The organism is Nostoc sp. KVJ20 (assembly GCF_001712795.1).
In the GTDB taxonomy this organism is placed as follows: Bacteria; Cyanobacteriota; Cyanobacteriia; order Cyanobacteriales; family Nostocaceae; genus Nostoc.
The window spans coordinates 61391-80471 of the sequence record NZ_KV757634.1 but is presented as its reverse complement, the minus strand read 5'-3'; the positions used below and the strand labels follow the sequence as shown (position 1 = coordinate 80471).

Annotated in this window: 16 protein-coding genes; 15 read left to right on the top strand and 1 reads right to left on the bottom strand. The window is 41.5% G+C overall.

Annotated features, from left to right (window positions below; translation table 11 throughout):
- Window positions 1–315: 315 nt before the first annotated feature.
- From A4S05_RS19455 to A4S05_RS19440, 4 genes are all read left to right on the top strand, one after another.
- A complete protein-coding gene (locus tag A4S05_RS19455) occupies window positions 316–2574 on the top strand; it encodes a hybrid sensor histidine kinase/response regulator (protein WP_069071447.1) in 2259 nt (752 codons plus the stop codon).
- Window positions 2575–2913: 339 nt separating this feature from the next.
- Window positions 2914–3906: a chemotaxis response regulator protein-glutamate methylesterase gene (locus A4S05_RS19450; protein WP_069071446.1), complete on the top strand. Its 993-nt coding sequence runs from the start codon at window positions 2914–2916 to the stop codon at window positions 3904–3906.
- A 185-nt stretch (window positions 3907–4091) separates the two neighbouring features.
- Window positions 4092–5486 (top strand): ATP-binding protein, encoded by a 1395-nt coding sequence (locus A4S05_RS19445; protein WP_069071445.1) that lies wholly within the window; start codon window positions 4092–4094, stop codon window positions 5484–5486.
- 408 nt (window positions 5487–5894) lie between these two features.
- Window positions 5895–6203, top strand: a complete 309-nt coding sequence (locus tag A4S05_RS19440; protein ID WP_069071444.1) for an NIL domain-containing protein — start codon at window positions 5895–5897, stop codon at window positions 6201–6203.
- Between the two features lie 71 nt (window positions 6204–6274).
- Here A4S05_RS19440 and A4S05_RS19435 read toward each other — a convergent pair whose 3' ends face one another.
- Window positions 6275–6952: a response regulator transcription factor gene (locus A4S05_RS19435; RefSeq protein ID WP_012407592.1), complete on the bottom strand. Its 678-nt coding sequence runs from the start codon at window positions 6950–6952 to the stop codon at window positions 6275–6277.
- A gap of 1123 nt (window positions 6953–8075) precedes the next feature.
- On the opposite strand from A4S05_RS19435, the gene groES reads away from it, so the two are divergent.
- The 11 genes from groES (at window position 8076) to A4S05_RS19380 (ending at window position 18994) form a co-directional block, all read left to right on the top strand.
- A complete protein-coding gene (gene groES, locus A4S05_RS19430; protein ID WP_069071443.1) occupies window positions 8076–8387 on the top strand; it encodes a co-chaperone GroES in 312 nt (103 codons plus the stop codon).
- An 86-nt stretch (window positions 8388–8473) separates the two neighbouring features.
- A complete protein-coding gene (groL, locus tag A4S05_RS19425; RefSeq protein WP_012407589.1) occupies window positions 8474–10108 on the top strand; it encodes a chaperonin GroEL in 1635 nt (544 codons plus the stop codon).
- A gap of 100 nt (window positions 10109–10208) precedes the next feature.
- Window positions 10209–10649, top strand: a complete 441-nt coding sequence (locus A4S05_RS19420; protein WP_069071442.1) for a hypothetical protein — start codon at window positions 10209–10211, stop codon at window positions 10647–10649.
- An 11-nt stretch (window positions 10650–10660) separates the two neighbouring features.
- A complete protein-coding gene (locus tag A4S05_RS19415) occupies window positions 10661–13354 on the top strand; it encodes a MinD/ParA family ATP-binding protein (RefSeq protein ID WP_069071441.1) in 2694 nt (897 codons plus the stop codon).
- A 67-nt stretch (window positions 13355–13421) separates the two neighbouring features.
- The gene (locus A4S05_RS19410) at window positions 13422–14201 is read left to right on the top strand and encodes a class I SAM-dependent methyltransferase (protein WP_069071450.1); all 780 of its coding nucleotides are present in this window, start codon (window positions 13422–13424) and stop codon (window positions 14199–14201) included.
- Window positions 14202–14275: 74 nt separating this feature from the next.
- Complete coding sequence (locus A4S05_RS19405; RefSeq protein ID WP_069071440.1) at window positions 14276–15112, top strand: urease accessory protein UreD; 837 nt, start codon at window positions 14276–14278, stop codon at window positions 15110–15112.
- 25 nt (window positions 15113–15137) lie between these two features.
- The gene (ureA, locus tag A4S05_RS19400) at window positions 15138–15440 is read left to right on the top strand and encodes an urease subunit gamma (RefSeq protein WP_012407584.1); all 303 of its coding nucleotides are present in this window, start codon (window positions 15138–15140) and stop codon (window positions 15438–15440) included.
- A gap of 21 nt (window positions 15441–15461) precedes the next feature.
- Complete coding sequence (locus A4S05_RS19395) at window positions 15462–15767, top strand: urease subunit beta (protein ID WP_176727043.1); 306 nt, start codon at window positions 15462–15464, stop codon at window positions 15765–15767.
- A gap of 2 nt (window positions 15768–15769) precedes the next feature.
- Window positions 15770–16312, top strand: a complete 543-nt coding sequence (locus A4S05_RS19390; RefSeq protein ID WP_069071438.1) for a DUF1349 domain-containing protein — start codon at window positions 15770–15772, stop codon at window positions 16310–16312.
- Window positions 16313–16321: 9 nt separating this feature from the next.
- A complete protein-coding gene (gene ureC, locus A4S05_RS19385; RefSeq protein WP_069071437.1) occupies window positions 16322–18037 on the top strand; it encodes an urease subunit alpha in 1716 nt (571 codons plus the stop codon).
- Between the two features lie 3 nt (window positions 18038–18040).
- A complete protein-coding gene (locus A4S05_RS19380; RefSeq protein WP_069071436.1) occupies window positions 18041–18994 on the top strand; it encodes an RpnC/YadD family protein in 954 nt (317 codons plus the stop codon).
- The last annotated feature ends 87 nt before the right edge of the window (window positions 18995–19081 follow it).

Here is a 19081-nt window from a genome sequence, read left to right as displayed (position 1 = left end):
ATAAGCGTTTCCTCGTTCCCAGTCTCAGACTGGGAATGCATTCATTGAGTCTCTGACTCAATATCTGACTAGAGGCAGAGCCTCTAATCAGGCATTCCCACGCAGAGCATGGGAACGAGATCAACGAGAAAACAATGAATGGAAAATCAAGCTTTTTTCGACTTGTGTGTACACCGTAGGATGCATTGGGGGGAAACAGGAAATCTAGTTCCCTCCCCTTTACAAGGGGAGGGTTAGGGAGGGGTAAAACGTATTAGGGGTTGGGGGAGAGGTTCTTCCAGGATTAATGAATCGGTGTTCTAGGAAGGTGTAGTAATGTTAGAAGAATTTGATGTCAGCAATCTTTCCTTGCTTGATTTATTCAACATGGAAGTAAAAGCCCAAGTTGTGGTAATGAATGATTGTCTATTGGCACTGGAGACGAAACCCGATCCTCAACCAGAACTGGCAGCCTTAATGCGGGCAGCCCATTGCATTAAAGGCGCTGCGCGAATTGTCCAAATCGATCCAGTTGTCAATCTTGCCCACGTCATGGAAGACTGCTTTGTGGCGGCTCAAGAAGGAAAAGTTACTTTAACCGCCGATCGCATTGATGTATTGTTACAAGGGGTAGATATGCTCCTGCGTATAGCTGAAACGTTTACAGCTAACCCAAATTTGCAGATTTTAGAAAATATCGGCATTCAATCATTGGTGAGTGCGATCGCTAATATCCTAACTCCAGAGGCAACCCCTACAGAAATTCATCCCCTAATAACAACAGCGCAGTTAGAAGACAACCAACAGACAACCCTTATTTCCCCATCCCCACTAGAAGAATTAGGCATCACCCAAAATCGGGCGGTGCGAATGAGTACTGAAAATCTCAATCGCTTGATGGGTTTAGCTGGAGAGTCTTTAGTTGAGGCAAATTTATTAGAACCATTTGCTAACTCTTTGCTGAAACTGAGAAGCAATCAGGGGGAATTATCCAACCTGTTGGAGAAGTTACAGGAGTTATTGGGCAACTATCATCTAGATCGGCAAATTAAGGAAACCTTGAGTGCAACTCATCAGAAAGCTAACGAATGTTACCAGATGATGAGCGATCGCCAAAACCAACTAGAAAAATTTTCTCAGCGTTCTGCGAACCTTTCCCAGCGCCTATATCAAGAAGTTATTGCTACTCGAATGTGTTCCTTTGCTGATGGGGGACAGGGATTTCCGCGAATGGTGCGCGACTTAGCAAGACAGTTGAGTAAACGGGTGAAACTGGAAATCGTCGGTAAATCTACTTTGGTAGATCGAGATATTCTAGAACGCCTAGAAGCTCCATTGACTCATATTTTGCGGAATGCGATCGATCATGGCATTGAAACGCCCCAGGAACGTTTAGCAGCCGGAAAGCCAGAAGAAGGAATTATTCGTATTGAAGTTACCCATCGCGCCGGAATGCTGTTTATCACCGTTGCAGATGATGGACGGGGAATCGATATCGAGTTTTTGCGCCAAGCAGTTATCAGCAAACAACTGACAAACCCGGAAATGGCAGCCCAACTTACCGAAGTTGAGTTGATGGAATTCTTATTTTTGCCTGGTTTCTCCACAACCCAGACTGTCACCGAAATTTCGGGACGGGGTGTGGGTTTGGATATAGCCCATAGCGCAGTGCGGGAAGTTGGCGGGACGCTGCGGGCGGTTTCTGTGTTCGGAAGGGGTATGACCTTTTACTTGCAGTTACCGCTGACGCTATCTGTGATTCGCACCTTGTTGGTGGAAATTGCTGGCGAACCTTATGCCTTTGGGCTGACACGCATTGAACAGGTGTTGATATTATCGAAGTCTAAGATTGCTGTCTCGGAAAATCGCCCATTTTTCGTGATGAATAATCAACCTGTGGAGTTGATTTTGGCAAGTCAAGTTTTAGAGTTAGCCTCGCCTGCGGTGAATATAGAATCGTTATCAGTGATTGTAATTAGCGATCGCCTCAATCGTTATGGATTAGTTGTAGATCGGTTTCTCGGTGAGTGCAATTTGGTTGTCCGCCCCCTAGATCCCCGTCTTGGTAAAGTCCCGAATATTAGCGCCGCCGCCCTCATGGATGATGGTTCTCCAGTGTTGATTGTCGATGTTGAAGATTTAGTCCGTTCCATTGCGAAGGTGTTTTCTAGTGGACAACTTTCTCAGGTAAATCAGTCTACTCATCAGGTAGTTACCAAAACTTACAAGCGAGTGTTAGTGGTGGATGATTCGATCACTGTGCGCGAAATGGAGCGCAAACTCTTAGAAAACAATGGTTACAAAGCTGAAGTGGCGGTTAATGGCATTGATGGTTGGAATGCAATCCGTAGCGGCGATTATGACTTGGTGGTGACAGATATTGATATGCCCCGAATGAACGGCTTTGAACTCACCAGCCAGATCAAAACTCATGCCAAATTGAAGCAAATACCTGTGATTATCGTTTCTTATAAAGACCGAGAAGAAGACCGATTGCAAGGGTTAGAAGCAGGTGCAGACTACTATCTCACTAAGAGCAGCTTTCATGATGACACTCTATTAAAGGCGGTGATTGACTTAATTGGAGAAGCATAAATCAATTTTAGATTTTGGATTTTGGATTAAAAATCTTTATTTTCAGACAATACTATTCAATTGTTCTCAATTAAGCATTTTTAATTCCGAATCAGGTTTTAGGAAAAATTTAAATGGTAAGCTTTAAAGGTTTTTTTGATGAAAATAATAGATCAAAAACACGCGATTTATCGCTGTCCATACAATATAAATCTTTTGTAGAGACGGCGATTTATCGCGTCTCTCGATTTATTGTGTAAACTTTAAATTGAGAAATCAAGAAACCGACCACAAACAAAATTAGCAATAAACCTTTGACAATCCAAAATCCAAAATCCAAAATCCAAAATGGTATAGCCTGTGAGAATTGCGATCGCTAACGATATGTTTATGGCTGTAGAGGCACTACGGCGTATTTTGGTAAAAGTACCAGATTACAAGCTGGCGTGGGTTGCCTATGATGGTGCGGAAGCTGTAAGCAAATGTGCGGCTGATACTCCCGACTTAATTTTGATGGATGTGCTGATGCCTAGCATGGATGGAGTAGAAGCTACACGGCATATCATGAGCCAATCTCCCTGCGCTATTGTGATGGTGACAGCTAGCGTTAATCGCTATGCAGCTAAGGTTTTTGAAGCAATGGGCTATGGAGCCTTGGATGCCATCAACACGCCAATCTTAGGTGATGATGGACTACTAAATAAAATTGCCGCGATCGCTCAATTAATTGGCAAATCTTCACATCGGCGATCGCCACCTGTCCATAACTCAAAATCACTTCCACCCCTAATTGTGATAGGGGCTTCCACTGGTGGGCCTCAAGCATTGACAACTATTCTCTCTCAATTTCCCCAAGATTTTCCGGCGGCTGTAATTGTTGTTCAGCATGTAGATGCCCAATTTGTCCAAGGTTTTACAGCCTGGTTAAATGAACAAATTCCTATATCTGTGCAACTAGCGATCGCAGGTTCTACACCACAACCTGGTCAAGTTCTCATTGCTGGCACAAATCATCATTTGGTCATGCGTCCCGACCTCACCCTTGGCTATGACAAAGAACCACTAAATTTTTCCTACCGTCCATCAGTCGATGTTTTCTTCAGAAGTATGGCTAAAAATTGGACTGGAAAGGGGGTTGGGGTATTGCTGACGGGGATGGGTCGAGATGGCGCTCAAGGCTTAAAACGATTGCGCGAAGTAGATTGGCACACTATTGCCCAAGACTCCAAAACTTGCGTTGTTTATGGTATGCCGAAAGTAGCAGTGGAATTAAAAGCTGCGGTGGAAGTTTTGCCAGTTGAGGCGATCGCATCCGCTTGCATGAACTTTACGGTAAAACACTTAATCAAATAGTACTTGATTATACATTTTTTTCTTCAAAGTATCTACCTGAAGGCAGATACTTAAAATACCTTTACGAAGTATTGCAAAACACTAACACACTTAAATACTGAGATATGATTGCGACAATTACAGATTAGTAGATTTAACTGACTAGTTTGTATTATTGAAAACAAAGACCTATTTAGAGGTGCTAAATGAACCTGCAAGAAACAGCACTCTTAGAAATATCTCCAAAAACAGTAAAATTATCGCCAAACTGGATTCAACCACAAACTCCACAAGCTGCGCCATTTATTCTGGATGGCAAAATCTCGACAGTAAGGCTTCTGCTAATTGACGATCAGGTAATCATCAGCGAAGCCTTCCGTCGGATCGTTGCAACCGAAACAGATATTTCCCTTCACTACACAAGCAATCCAGCTAAAGCTATTCAAGATGCGATCGCCATAGAACCAACGGTGATCTTTTTGGATATGATCATGCCAGATATCGATGGATTAATGCTACTGCGTTGGTTTCGCTCTCATCCAGTAACTCGTGATATTCCAATCGTCATGCTATCCAGTAAAGAAGAAGCAAAGTTGAAAGCCGACGCCTTTGCTGAGGGTGCAAATGACTACCTAATTAAGTTACCCGATGCCGTTGAGTTAATTGCCCGCATTCGTTATCATTCCAAAGCATACAACAACCTCAAAGCCCTCACTACTGCAACTGCTACTGCCCAACTTCAAGCACAACAGTTAAAAAATACCTTACAGGAATTGCAAACAACCCAAGTACAATTGATCCAGACTGAGAAAATGTCTAGCTTGGGTCGGATGGTCGCAGGTTTAGCCCACGAAATTAATAATCCTGTTAATTTTATTCACGGCAATTTTGATCATCTTAATAACCATGTAAACTGTCTTGTAAATTTCATTGAACTATATAAACAAGAACATCCAGAGTTATATTCTTTATTTGAAGAAAAATTTGGTGATTTTAATCTTGATTTTATCATCGATGATTTACCAAAAATTCTTTCATCCATGAGGATAGGGACTGATCGGATTCGTGACATTGTGCTATCCCTAAGAAATTTTTCTCGACTCGATCAGTCAGAGAAAAAAGCTGTGAATATTCATGAAGGTATTGAAAGTACGTTATTACTTTTAAACCATCGGCTACAATCAAAAATTGAAATTATTAAAAACTATGGAAATCTCCCACCAGTTCAATGTTATCCAGCACAACTAAACCAAGTATTCATGAATATCCTTAGTAATGGCATTGATGCTTTACTAGACTTAGATAATCAGATCCAAAAGCAAATCCTGATTAAAACTGAAGTAACTGAATTAGATACAGTGATAATTACATTCAGGGATAACGGTGATGGAATAGATTCGGAGATCCAAAGCAAGATATTTGATCCTTTTTTTACAACTAAACCTATCAACAAAGGAACAGGATTAGGTTTGGCAATTAGCCATCAAATTATTGAGAAACATCAGGGAAATATCCAGCTAAAGTCTGAGTTTGCTTATGGAACAGAATTTGCGATTGAAATTCCAATAGCATTAGCTGTTAATCATAAAAACAACACTTAAATTAAGACTTCACCGGAGAATTATTTTTTAGGGCATTGATTTATCTTCTAACAAAATTTAACTTATAAGTTTCTAAATAAGAATGCTGAATTCTGTTTTAATAAATACATAATCCATTAGATGCTAATACTATTTAATTAAGACAAAAGACGCGATAAATCGCCGTCTCTACAATAATTTATCGCATCTTGTGCTCTATAATTTTCATCAAAAAACCTTAACCGAAGCGTATTGCATTAGATGCGATCGCACTTCTTTATAGGAATTCATCATTGATATCATCGAATCTTGATGATATCAATCGTGAATCATTTATTACCCCTTGCGTACATGGGATGAGTGGCGCTAGTGTTAAAAGAAATCGTGCAAAGCTGAACCCTCGTCCAAGAAGTCGAATAGGAAGCTACAATGTCAATTCAAAATAGACAGGTAAAATCTAATACTGATATTTTAGATAATAGACGTACCCAAACTCGCATCCAGATTCGTATTCCTAAAGACTTACATGAGGAACCAGTGATTTCACGACTGGTTTCTCACTATGGCGTCACAGTCATTATTGCTGATGCTCAGGTAAGCGCAAACGTGCCACAATATAGCTGCTTCGATCTGGAACTACGGGGCACTGTTTCCCAGATTGAAAGTGCCTTAACTTACCTGGATGAACTGGATTTAGAAGTTTTGCACCAATCTAGCCCTGAAGAAGATGGTTGGTAATCAATTTTCGATTTCGGATTTTGGATTTTAGATTATCAATCCAAAATCCAAAATCTAAAATCTAAAATTGGCTATGCCATTTGATTTTCAATCGCCCACCGCGCTAGTTCAGTGCGGTTGTGGAGATTGGTTTTGCCCAACATATTGGACACATGGCTTTCAACCGTGCGCTGACTAACATTTAGTTCTTCAGCAATTTCACGGTTAGCTAAACCCCTAGCAACAAACTGAACTACTTTCAGTTCGGTTGGGGTTAATTGCACATCGAAGGGAACCTGGATACGGGAACCGTTTTCGCCTCCTTTTGCTTGGTGTTCTTTCCAACGGATAGTTTGTTTCAGCGAGGATTCAACTTGTGCTACGAGTTCTTCTGGCTCAAAGGGCTTGACCATATAAACATCAGCACCTTTATTCAGACCCTTAACTCGGTCTGCACTTTGTCCCTTAGCTGAAAGGAAAAGAACCGGAATCCAGCTGGTGCGTTCGTTTTGCCGGACTTGTTCCACAAAAGTATATCCGTCCATTTCCGGCATCATCACATCGCAGATGATCATGTCTGGAACATCTTGCTCTAAAATTTCCAGAGCTTCACGTCCATTTTCAGCGGTGATGACTTCATATCCCCGGAATTCCAAGTAATCCTTCACCAGCAAGATGAGGTTAGGGTCATCATCAATCAATAGAAGTCGTTTGTGATCTTTCATGCTGGGCTCTTTCATAGCAGTGGCACTTGTCGCGCTTCGGTCCATCAAAGTCTTGAATATTTATCCTCTATGTGGGTTATTCGAGATGTTGTCCTTTTTCCTACTTAACTTGCCTTTGCTGCCTCGAAGTCTCAAAAATGCCGAGCACTTTCAATAGACTAGTAGCTCGATAGCAAAAGTCCAGCAAGGATACGTATAGCAGTAGTATCTATAATGCGCTATTATATATCGCTTTGAAAGGGGCGGGGTAAAAAACACTGATTAAATAATAATCTTTCGGACTCACAAGTAAGTATTGGCTTAAAGATGACCCTACCTCAAAACCAACCCGCACTTTCTTAAAGCTTACTGCTATACCATATCTTTTGGATGTTAAGCCTCTATGAGGTGTTCTCAAGAAACTAGGGAAGTTTCTGGCAAAGGATGGGTTGAAAACGCATATTTTTCTACCACCTTATTGCCTATTTAGTGTTCTCGGATGATCCGAAGGGTAACTTCCGGGTTTGCTTGGCGATACCAGACACCATTAGGGTAAACCACTATTATGGGTCTAGAACAAGAAACACGCAAGCACTTGGCTTTAGTTTTATAGACGCAAATAGAATAACTTGCTTGCGGCTCATCGAGTTTTAATTCTTTAAGTCGCTTGTTTAAGTAATCCCAGAATTCCAGACTAGCTCGTTTTGAGCAGCAATTGTCTGGTCAGCGCAAATAAATATGTCGCTGAATTTTTGCAAGTCCTAAACTTTCTACACAATTACTCAGGGTCTTATGTTCCAGAGACTTAGTAGTTTTGGGGATTTGGTGGCTGGACTGGATCACTTTCACTGTATTGTTACTCATCGAGCGGCTCCCTGATTACAGTTCTATAACAATTTGCAAGCTTTGCAAATAAAGTTGAATGGGGAGTGGGGAACGGGGAACAGGGAATGGGGAAGAATTCTCATAACTCTTAACTCTCTACTCCTAACTCCCTACTCCCTACTCTCTTCGTAACTTACAGAACAAACCCTGAAAAGTAGAAATAATTAAGCATTTATACTTAAGTACATCTATGAGCCTCTAGTTCGGGAACCCGTACTCAATGAATTCTTGCCATTGGACGCTACTTTTCGGTAAATTAGCACTCAGGAGTCGAGAGTGCTAAACTTTAAGGGAAAGAAATAATATGGCAGCTTTATCTTTAAGCGTTTCTACAGTTAAACCTTTGAGCGATCGCGTTTTCGTAAAAGTGAACGCTTCTGAGGAAAAGACCGCAGGTGGTCTGTATTTACCCGATACCGCCAAGGAAAAGCCCCAAGTAGGGGAAGTAGTTGCCCTTGGCCCTGGCAAGCGTAACGATGACGGTAGCCGTCAAGAATTAGAAATTAAAGTCGGTGACAAGGTGCTGTACTCCAAGTACGCTGGCACTGACATCAAACTTGGCACTGAAGAATATGTACTGCTTTCTGAAAAAGATATTTTAGCAGTTGTTATCTAGTGGTCATTAGTCATTAGCCAATGACAAATGACGAAAGACGAAAGACAAAATACAAAAGACGAGAGACAAAGGACAACTAAGCAATTATGGCAAAGCGCATTATCTACAACGAAAACGCCCGTCGCGCCTTGGAACGAGGCATTGACATCCTGGCTGAGGCTGTAGCTGTTACCCTTGGTCCCAAAGGTCGCAACGTAGTTCTAGAAAAGAAGTTTGGCGCACCGCAAATCGTCAATGACGGTGTAACGATCGCTAAAGAAATCGAATTAGAAGACCACATTGAAAACACTGGTGTAGCTCTGATTCGTCAAGCTGCTTCTAAGACCAATGATGCTGCGGGCGATGGTACTACCACTGCTACCGTTTTAGCTCATGCGATCGTCAAAGAAGGCTTGCGGAACGTTGCAGCTGGTGCTAACGCAATTTCCCTGAAGCGTGGTATTGACAAAGCTACTGCCTTTTTGGTAGACAAAATCAAAGAACACGCCCGTCCAGTGGAAGATTCCAAAGCCATTGCCCAAGTTGGTGCGATCTCGGCTGGTAATGACGAAGAAGTTGGTCAGATGATTGCCCAAGCAATGGATAAGGTGGGCAAGGAAGGCGTAATTTCCCTAGAAGAAGGGAAATCTATGTTCACCGAGTTGGAAATCACTGAAGGGATGCGCTTTGACAAAGGCTACATCTCTCCCTATTTCGCTACTGACCCTGAGCGGATGGAAGCGGTTTTTGATGAGCCTTTCATACTGCTGACCGATAAGAAAATCGCTTTGGTACAAGACCTTGTACCAGTATTAGAGCAAGTAGCTCGTGCTGGTCGTCCTTTGGTGATTATCGCCGAAGATATTGAAAAAGAAGCTTTGGCAACTTTGGTTGTAAACCGTTTGCGCGGTGTACTGAACGTGGCTGCTGTTAAGGCTCCTGGCTTTGGCGATCGCCGCAAAGCACTACTAGAAGACATTGCTGTTTTAACTGGTGGTCAACTAATTACCGAAGATGCTGGTTTGAAGCTAGATAACACCAAGCTAGATAGCCTGGGTAAAGCTCGCCGAATCACCATCACCAAGGACAGCACCACAATTGTTGCCGAAGGTAACGAAGCTGCCGTTAAGGCTCGTGTCGAACAGATTCGTCGTCAAATCGATGAAACCGAATCTTCTTACGACAAAGAGAAATTACAAGAGCGTCTTGCTAAACTCTCCGGTGGTGTTGCTGTAGTGAAAGTTGGTGCAGCGACGGAAACCGAAATGAAAGACAAGAAGCTGCGCCTAGAAGACGCTATCAACGCCACCAAAGCTGCTGTGGAAGAAGGTATCGTTCCCGGCGGTGGTACAACTCTGGCTCACCTTGCTCCTGAATTGGAAGTTTGGGCAAAGAGCAATCTTAAGGATGAAGAGTTGATTGGTGCTTTGATTGTCGTTCGCGCCTTACCTGCACCTCTGAAGCGGATTGCTGAAAACGCCGGTCAGAATGGTGCTGTGATCGCTGAACGCGTCAAAGAGAAAGAATTCAACGTTGGCTACAACGCTGCGACAAACGAATTCGTCGATTTGTTAGCTGCTGGTATTGTTGACCCTGCGAAAGTGACTCGTTCTGCTCTGCAAAACGCTGCTTCCATCGCTGGCATGGTGTTGACAACCGAATGTATTATAGTTGACAAGCCTGAGCCTAAAGATGGCGCTCCTGCTGGCGCTGGTGCTGGTGGTGGAGACTTCGATTACTAATACTTTGTAGTTACATAATTTGTAAAACAGCTGCTTCCCTTGTGGAGGTGGCTGTTTTTTTGTGTCAAGATTCAGGTGTTTCAAACGAGAAAATAACGAAATGGAAGATTACCAAGCCGCTTTTATGCAACGTCACCTTGATACTGAAATATTATGTAGAAAAGAATCGGAAAGAAGAGTAGCCGCTATGCACTTTGGAGGTGTAACCATTGAGTGTTTATTAAAAGCAATGATTTTTGCTACCTTAGCAAAGGGTGCAACTCAGGAATGGAAGACAGATTCTACTAATCCTGGGCATACTATTACTAATCCGGGACATAGTTACATAGAAGCGTTAAATCGGCACAATCGACTTAAATCTAGAATTGCTAATTTTCCTGAAGTGCGAAAATGGCTTAATGAAGTGGAAAATCCAAATAGCCAAAATTTTATAGATATGCGTTATTGTGGCCTTGAGCCTGATGATGAAAGTTACAAGCGCTGGTTAAAAGCTTATCAGAATCTCAAGGGGTGGTTACAAAAGCAAGCTACTCAACTTTAAAGAGGTGTCAAATGCAAGAAAATTGGCAGGTTTTGCTAAAGAAAGAAATTACAAACCAATATGTGCATAATTCCCAAGAATGGGTTGATTTAAATATTTCTACATCAGGTTTATTGAATTTGACTATTGTAAGTGATCGCTTTATTAATTTATCTATTCCTCAGCGGAAAGAACAAAGTTTTAATTTACTTAAATCACAAGTTCCTCATTTATCTCCTGGGTTTATTTCCTTATATACGCCTCAAGAAGCAGATTCACTAAATCTTTCAGCACCGCAGGCTTTTAATACAGCTTCAGTGCAAACTTGGCAAGATTTAGCAATTCAAGCAGCAAATCCGCAAAATCAACCTCAACTTCCCCAGGCTGATCCCAGTTTACCCAGAACTGTAACCTTTTATTCCTTTAAGGGAGGAGTCGGTCGAACTACTGCATTAACCCATGTTGCCTCGATTTTGGCAATGCGTGGTCTTAAAGTCGTAGCTGTGGATTTAGATTTAGAAGCACCTGGCTTGAGTACGGCATTCAACCTCAAGCCACAACCAAAGTATGGAATAGTTGACTATTTTTATGAGCGTTCCTACTTACCAAAAGACGTAGAACCAAGTATTTCAATTGCTGAAATATTTGGTGAAGTGAAAATCTCTAACGCCACAGGAAGATTATTTGTTGTTCCTGCTGGTTGTCTTAATCTTGATTATGTCTCCAAAGTTGATGATCTTCATGCTACTACTAGTATTGATGGAGATCAAAGTCTTTGGTCTATTTTCAAACGTGAAATTTACGAACAATTAAAACCTGATATTATCTTAATTGATTCGAGAACCGGAATCAATCAATGGGGAGCTTTATCATTAATTCAAGCAGCTGACGAAGCAATTGTATTTCTTTTTCCTAATGAGCAAAATAAACAAGGAATAGAACTGCTAATACAATCACTACAATGGATAAAAAAATTATCCATTAATTTTGTTTTTTCTCCTGTTCCTGATGTTACTGAGATTGGTTTATCAAAAGTAAAACAAATTTGGTACTCATTGCTGAACAGATTAAATACGGTAACAAACGAAAACTATGAAACAGATGAAGATGAGCCAGATTTAGATAATTCACAAACTCCAATAGAAAAACTTTTAGTAGTCCCTTATCTTTTGCCAATCGCTTTGGCTGACAGCTATCCTGTACAAGGTATGCAAGATTACTACACAAAAATTGCTAACTTAATTGATGAAAAAACTGATGAACTCAAACGTAGCAATGTTTTAAATACAATAGATCATCGGTGGGATATTATTGAAAGTCTGCAATTTCCTGAAGTAAATGCTGCTGATCCAAGACAAGATTTGAATCTACTATTTCAACGTACTACTGATTTTGAAAGATTTTTAGACGATACAACCTGCCTAATTAGAGGGCGAAAAGGCACAGGAAAAACCGCACTTTATTGGCTTTTTCTAAAACACAAAAGTGTTGCTCAAAAACTAGCTCATGGACGGTTAGATAATACTGTATTTTTGTCAGCACATGGGAGATTTCAGGAAAGTCGTCCAACTCGTGATGAATTTCAAATCATCCATGAAACTTTACAACAAAATAGAGGTACATGGGAAGCTTTTTGGAGAGCTTATTTACTACTTAGATGTCATCAGGAAAATTTGTTTAACTTTCCTAAAGGAAAGAAAAGCGCAAAGTATAGTGAATTGAGGAAAATTATTAATAATTTACCTAAAGAAAGATGGCAGTCTGAATCTACTCAAGTTTTGTTAGAATTATCTACTAATTCTGAACTCCGCCTCATAGTTAAAGATGCCATAGATATTCTGCTTAATGAAGAAGCCAAAAATAATTCTCAAAAACTGTGGTTTCTTTACGATGATTTAGATGAAGATTTTCCTGAAGTAGGAGGAATAAGACAGCAAGCACTCACTGGATTATTTCAATTAGTACAATCTTGTGATGCTAACAGATTAACAGAAATTAGATTTAAAATTTTTTTAAGAGAAGATATATGGAATCGTTTAAGTTTTGACAATAAAAGTCATTTTACTGGACGGGATATTATCTTACAGTGGACTAGGATTGATTTTTTACGATTAGCACTTCGTCAAGCAATACAATCTGAAGATTTCAAGAATTTGGTTGACCGTATTTCTCCTGTCGCTTTTGAAAGTATTGATCAAGCTACAGAAGAGGCAATTGATAAAGCCTTAGAATTACTGTGGGGAAGTCGTCGCCGAGGTGGAAATAGAGCTAAAAATGTATCTCGATGGGTTTATGAACGATTAACAGACTCAAGTAGCACTACTTTTCCTCGGAGTTTAAGTATATTACTGAAAGGAGCAAAAGAACAAGAACTAAGCTATAAGGGACAATCATCAAGCAAATTTCGTACAGACCGCCTACTTCAAGGAAAATCCTTAGAATTTGGTTTGAAAAAAGCATCAGAAAAGCGGTGTGAAGAAATTAAAGAGGAATACCCTGATTTGACTAAATTTTTTGATTCTCTTAAGGGTAAATTAGCCTTCTTATCTAAAGAACAGTTACAAACAGTATGGCAAGAGTCAGCACATGATATAGCAGACTTTGAAGAATTTGCTTCTTTTTTAAGTGAAATTGGCATTATTGAATGGCGCGAAAAAGAGAAACGCTATAAGGTTGCTGATATCTATGTATATGGTTTTGAAATGGATCGTAGAGGCGCGGTATAAAAACAAATTTTATCGTATCGCTTTTATGAACTACAGCGATCGCACTTCCACTTTTACATCAAAACCCATGAGCCAAATTAATCCTGAAATAACTCCCTTACATACCTTAAACCCACTCAACCGATTTTCTGACAGAGCAGCGGATTATGTAAAATATCGACCAAGTTACCCCACAGATGCAATTGATATTATCTTGGAAGGATTAGGTGAAAATTCACAACTCGTAGCAGCAGATATTGGCGCAGGTACAGGAATTTCTTCAAGATTGTTAGCTGAACGCGGAGTTAATGTCATAGCCATAGAACCAAATGCAGCGATGCGAGAGGCTGCTCAAGTACATTCTTTGATAGAGTTTCGTGACGGAACAGCAGAATTTACCCAACTACCTGATAATTCAGTTGATTTAGTTACTTGTTTTCAAGCTTTCCACTGGTTCAATCCCGAACCAACTTTATTGGAATTTCACCGCATTTTAAAACCATCAGCACGCTTGGCTGTGGTGTGGAATAACCGCGATCAAAAAGATGCGTTAACTACAGAATATAGGCGAATAGTCCGCGAAGCATCTAATAATCACCCAGCAGAATCTCGAATGCAGTCGGTAGAGCCACTGTTAGTAACTCCCCATTTTATTAATATCCGTGAATATAATTTTACTTATAGACAACAGTTAGATTTAACTGGACTTATTGGACGAGCAATGAGTGTTTCTTACCTTCCGCGTAAAGGCTCGGCATACGAACAGCTTATTGATAATTTTCAAGAATTATATCAGCACTTTCGTGATGAGAGTGGTTTTGTCTATATGGTCTATCGCACTAGCGTACACCTTGGCGAAAAACAATGATAAATTGCAAGTAAAGTAAGAAAGAATGCATTAAATAAATATAAGATATCTGAACTTTAATCTTGAATTTATAAATGACCTGCAATCCGCAAATAGCAGAAGGTTGGCATGGCAAACTTAATTTAGTCTATGCCGATCGCCAAGGTGCAACCCAATTAATTTACAATCACCACCAAGCACCCCTGAAGGTACAACGCCCATTTTATCCAGAAGGGGAAATTTGTCATAGCGTCATTTTACACACGGCTGGGGGAATGGTAGGAGGCGATCGCTTATCCTCTAATATTCACCTCCAACCCCAAGCCCAAACCTTAATCACCACGGCGGCTGCAAGCAAAATATACCGCAGTAATGGCTTACAAGCTAGACAAACCATACAGATGCAGGTTGACGCTGATGCTTGTTTAGAATGGTTGCCGCAAGAGACAATTTTATTTAACAACGCAATTTATCGGCAAGATTTACGGGTAGAATTAGCAACCGGGGCTAGCTTCTTAGGCTGGGAAATTACCCGATTTGGTCGCAGTGCTAGAGGAGAGAAATTCTTGCAAGGAGAATGGCGATCGCACACGGAAATTTGGCAGCAAGGTGTTCCTTTATGGATTGATCGCCAATACTTACCGGGTAGCGAAGACATTTTCCACAGTCCCCACGCTTTGGCTGGAAAACCAATCGTAGGTAGTCTAGTTTGGGTTGGTAGTGCCGTTTCAGCAGAAATTGTTGAAAAAGCGCGAAATTTATGGAATGGGGTAGGAGAAGCGGGTGTTAGCCGATTACAACATGGATTATTGTGTCGATATCGCGGTGCTTCCACATCTGAGGTGAGAAACTGGTTTATTGATGTTTGGCAATTGCTGCGAATTTCTTTTTTGAATCGTGGTAATTGTATACCAAGAGTATGGCAGGTTTGAGCTAATCAGCGAGGAGGAAGTACGAATGCAACTTACGCCGCAGGAAAAAGATAAGCTATTAATTTTTACTGCTGCTTTATTAGCAGAAAGACGAAAAGGAAGGGGTTTAAAACTGAATTATCCCGAAGCGATCGCTTATATTTCTGCTGCTATTTTAGAAGGTGCAAGAGATGGGCAAACTGTAGCTGAATTGATGAGTTATGGTACAACTCTCTTAACGCGGGATGATGTCATGGAAGGAATACCTGAAATGGTGCATGATGTACAGGTAGAAGCAACTTTTCCTGATGGCACAAAGTTAGTAACAGTACATAATCCAATTCGTTAAGTTTGGGAATTTAAATATATTATGATTCCTGGGGAAATTATCACACCAGCAGGTGAAATTGAACTAAATGTTGGTCGTCCAACAATAAAATTGCAAGTGTCAAATACAGGCGATCGCCCGATACAAGTTGGTTCACATTATCACTTTTATGAAGTCAACACCGCCTTAAACTTTGACAGAGAACAAGCGCGAGGAATGCGCCTCGATATCCCCGCAGGAACCGCAGTTCGCTTTGAACCAGGCGACGAAAAAGAAATAACTCTAGTCCCCTTAGTTGGTACTCGCCAAGTCTACGGTTTCAATGCCAAAATTAACGGTTCTCTGTAGCTATGAAAATAGAATGGTACAATGAACCGCCTGTTTGGGAAGTGAAAGATGAAGCGATCGCTATCACTTCCGGCGCAAAAACAGATTTCTGGCGGGAAACTCACTACGGTTTTATTAGAGATAATGGTCACTTTTTTTATCAAAAGATTCAAGGTGACTTTATTGCTGAAGTGAAAATCAGCGGACAATATCAGGATTTATACGATCAAGCGGGCCTGATGGTACGTTTAGATGAGTTGAATTGGTTAAAATGTGGCATCGAATTTGTCAATGGTGTGCAACAAGTTAGCGCAGTAGTAACACGCAATTACTCAGATTGGTCTGTTATTCCAATGCCGCAAAATCCGTCTGCAATTTGGGTGCGTGTAACTCGACGCGGCACAGCAATAGAGGTGGAATACTCTTTGAATGGAACTGAATATACAATGCTGCGGCTCGCTTATTTGACTCCAGCGGAAACAGTAAGTGTAGGTGTGATGTGTGCCTCACCTGAAGGGAATGGTTTCCAGATGAGGTTTGAAAAATTCCAAATTCGCAGTTTGTGAGGAACAGTTATGAGTTACAGAATGGATCGCCGCGCTTATGCCGAAACTTACGGGCCAACAGTAGGCGATCGCATCCGACTTGCAGATACAGAATTATTTATTGAAGTTGAACAAGATTTCACCACCTACGGCGACGAAGTGAAATTCGGCGGCGGTAAAGTCATCAGAGATGGTATGGGACAATCCCCCATTTCTAACGCCGATGGTGCTGTAGATTTAGTAATTACCAATGCCTTAATTCTCGATTGGTGGGGTATTGTCAAAGCAGATATCGGCATTAAAGATGGCAAGATTTTCAAAATTGGTAAAGCCGGAAATCCTTATATTCAAGACAATGTAGATATTATTATTGGCCCCGGAACTGAAGCCTTAGCCGGTGAAGGAATGATTCTCACTGCTGGCGGTATTGATGCCCATATTCATTTTATTTGCCCCCAACAGATTGAAGTTGCGATCGCTTCCGGGATTACCACCATGCTCGGCGGCGGTACTGGCCCAGCTACAGGTACAAATGCCACTACCTGCACCCCAGGCCCTTGGAATATTTACCGGATGCTGCAAGCTGCTGATGCTTTTCCCGTCAACTTAGGGTTTATGGGCAAAGGTAATGCCAGCAAACCCCAAGGACTTGTAGAACAAGTAAATGCTGGTGCAATGGGGTTAAAACTTCATGAAGATTGGGGAACCACACCCGCAGCAATTGATACTTGCCTCAGTGTTGCCGATGAATATGATGTGCAAGTAGCGATTCATACTGATACCCTGAACGAAGCCGGATTTGTCGAAGATACGATCGCAGCTTTCAAGAATCGTGTAATCCACACTTACCACACCGAAGGCGCAGGTGGTGGACACGCGCCAGATATCATCAAAGTTTGCGGACAAGCCAACGTTCTACCATCTTCCACCAATCCCACACGTCCTTACACCCTCAACACCTTAGACGAACACCTGGATATGTTGATGGTATGCCATCACCTTGATCCTGCGATCGCCGAAGATGTCGCTTTTGCCGAATCTCGCATCCGCCGAGAAACCATTGCCGCCGAAGACATTTTGCACGACTTAGGCGCATTTAGCATGATTTCTTCTGATTCCCAAGCAATGGGAAGGGTAGGCGAAGTGATAATTCGCACCTGGCAGACATCTCACAAAATGAAGGTGCAACGGGGAAGTCTTAACCCACAAGGAACTGAGCAAAAAGCAGACAATTTTCGTGCAAAAAGATATGTTGCTAAGTATACAATTAACCCTGCGATCGCTCACGGAATTGCTCAATATGTGGGTTCAGTGGAAGAGGGAAAATTAGCAGATTTATGTTTGTGGCGTCCGGCATTTTTTGGCGTGAAACCAGAGATAGTGATTAAAGGCGGAATGATTGCATGGGCGCAAATGGGGGATGCTAACGCTAGTATTCCTACACCGCAACCAGTGTATATGCGATCGATGTTTGGTAGTTTTGCAGGGGCGCGTCATGCTACATCATTAACTTTCGTTTCCCAAGCAGCTTTAGAAAAAGAAATTCCCAGCCAGCTAGGTTTACAAAAGTCAGCAGTTGCCGTTTCTGGAACACGCCAATTGAGTAAGCGGGATATGAAGCTGAATGATGCACTACCCCACATTGAAGTAGATCCAGAAACATATCAAGTCAGGGCTGATGGTGAGTTGCTGATTTGTGAACCTGCGACAGTTTTACCAATGGCACAGAGGTACTTTTTGTTTTAATTCATGACCGAGCAACTTACTGATTACGATAGTCCTTGGAAAGAAGTCATTGAGCTATATTTTCCCCGCTTTCTGGAATTCTTTTTCACCCAAGCTTATGCCGAAATTGACTGGACGCGACCTTATGAATTTCTGGACACAGAACTGCAACAGCTAGAACCGGATGCAGAAATTGGACGGCGTTTGGTCGATAAAGTCGCAAAAGTTTGGCTACTAGATGGAGAGGAAGCTTGGGTATTGGTTCATGTGGAAGTCCAAGGGCAATATGACAGCCAATTTGCCGAACGGATGTACACATATAATTACCGCTTATTTGACCGCCATAAAAAGCGAGTCATTAGTTTAGCAGTTTTAGCAGATGAACAACCCAATTGGCGACCTTCCGGCTACAGCTATCAACTGGGCGGATGTCGCGTCAGCTTAGATTTCCCTGTGGCGAAACTGTTGGGCCATGAGCAAGGGTGGGAAACCCTAGAGCAAACAACCAACCCCTTTGGTGTAATTGTGATGGCGCATCTCAAGACCAAGGCAACGCAACGAAACCCAGAAAATCGGCTACAGTGGAAACTAAGCCTAGTCAGACGGCTGTATGAACGGGGATATAGCCGGGAAGATATTCGGGAACTATTTCGGTTTATCGACTGGATAATGGTTTTGCCAAAAGAGTTGGCACTTAGTTTTAAAACAGAAGTAAGAAGTTACGAGGAGGCAGATAGAATGCGGTACGTAACTAGTATTGAAAGGCTAGCAAAAGAAGAAGGAATTGTCGAAAATGCTAGAGAAAGTATTATTACAGTTCTAGAAACACGATTTGGAGAAGTGCCAAGCTCTATTGTCGAAGTTATCAATAAGATAGAAGAACCATCTGTGCTAAAAATGCTTCATAAAAGTGCGATCTCAATTCCTTCCACAGTAGAATTCCAACAAGTCTTGGATAGTCTAAACTCTGGAAAATAAGCGTAGGTATAGAGCGGTTTTTTGCTAGATATCCCTCTTAAAGATGAGAGTAAAGTTGCCTTTGTCAATTTTGTGCCATTGAATTGG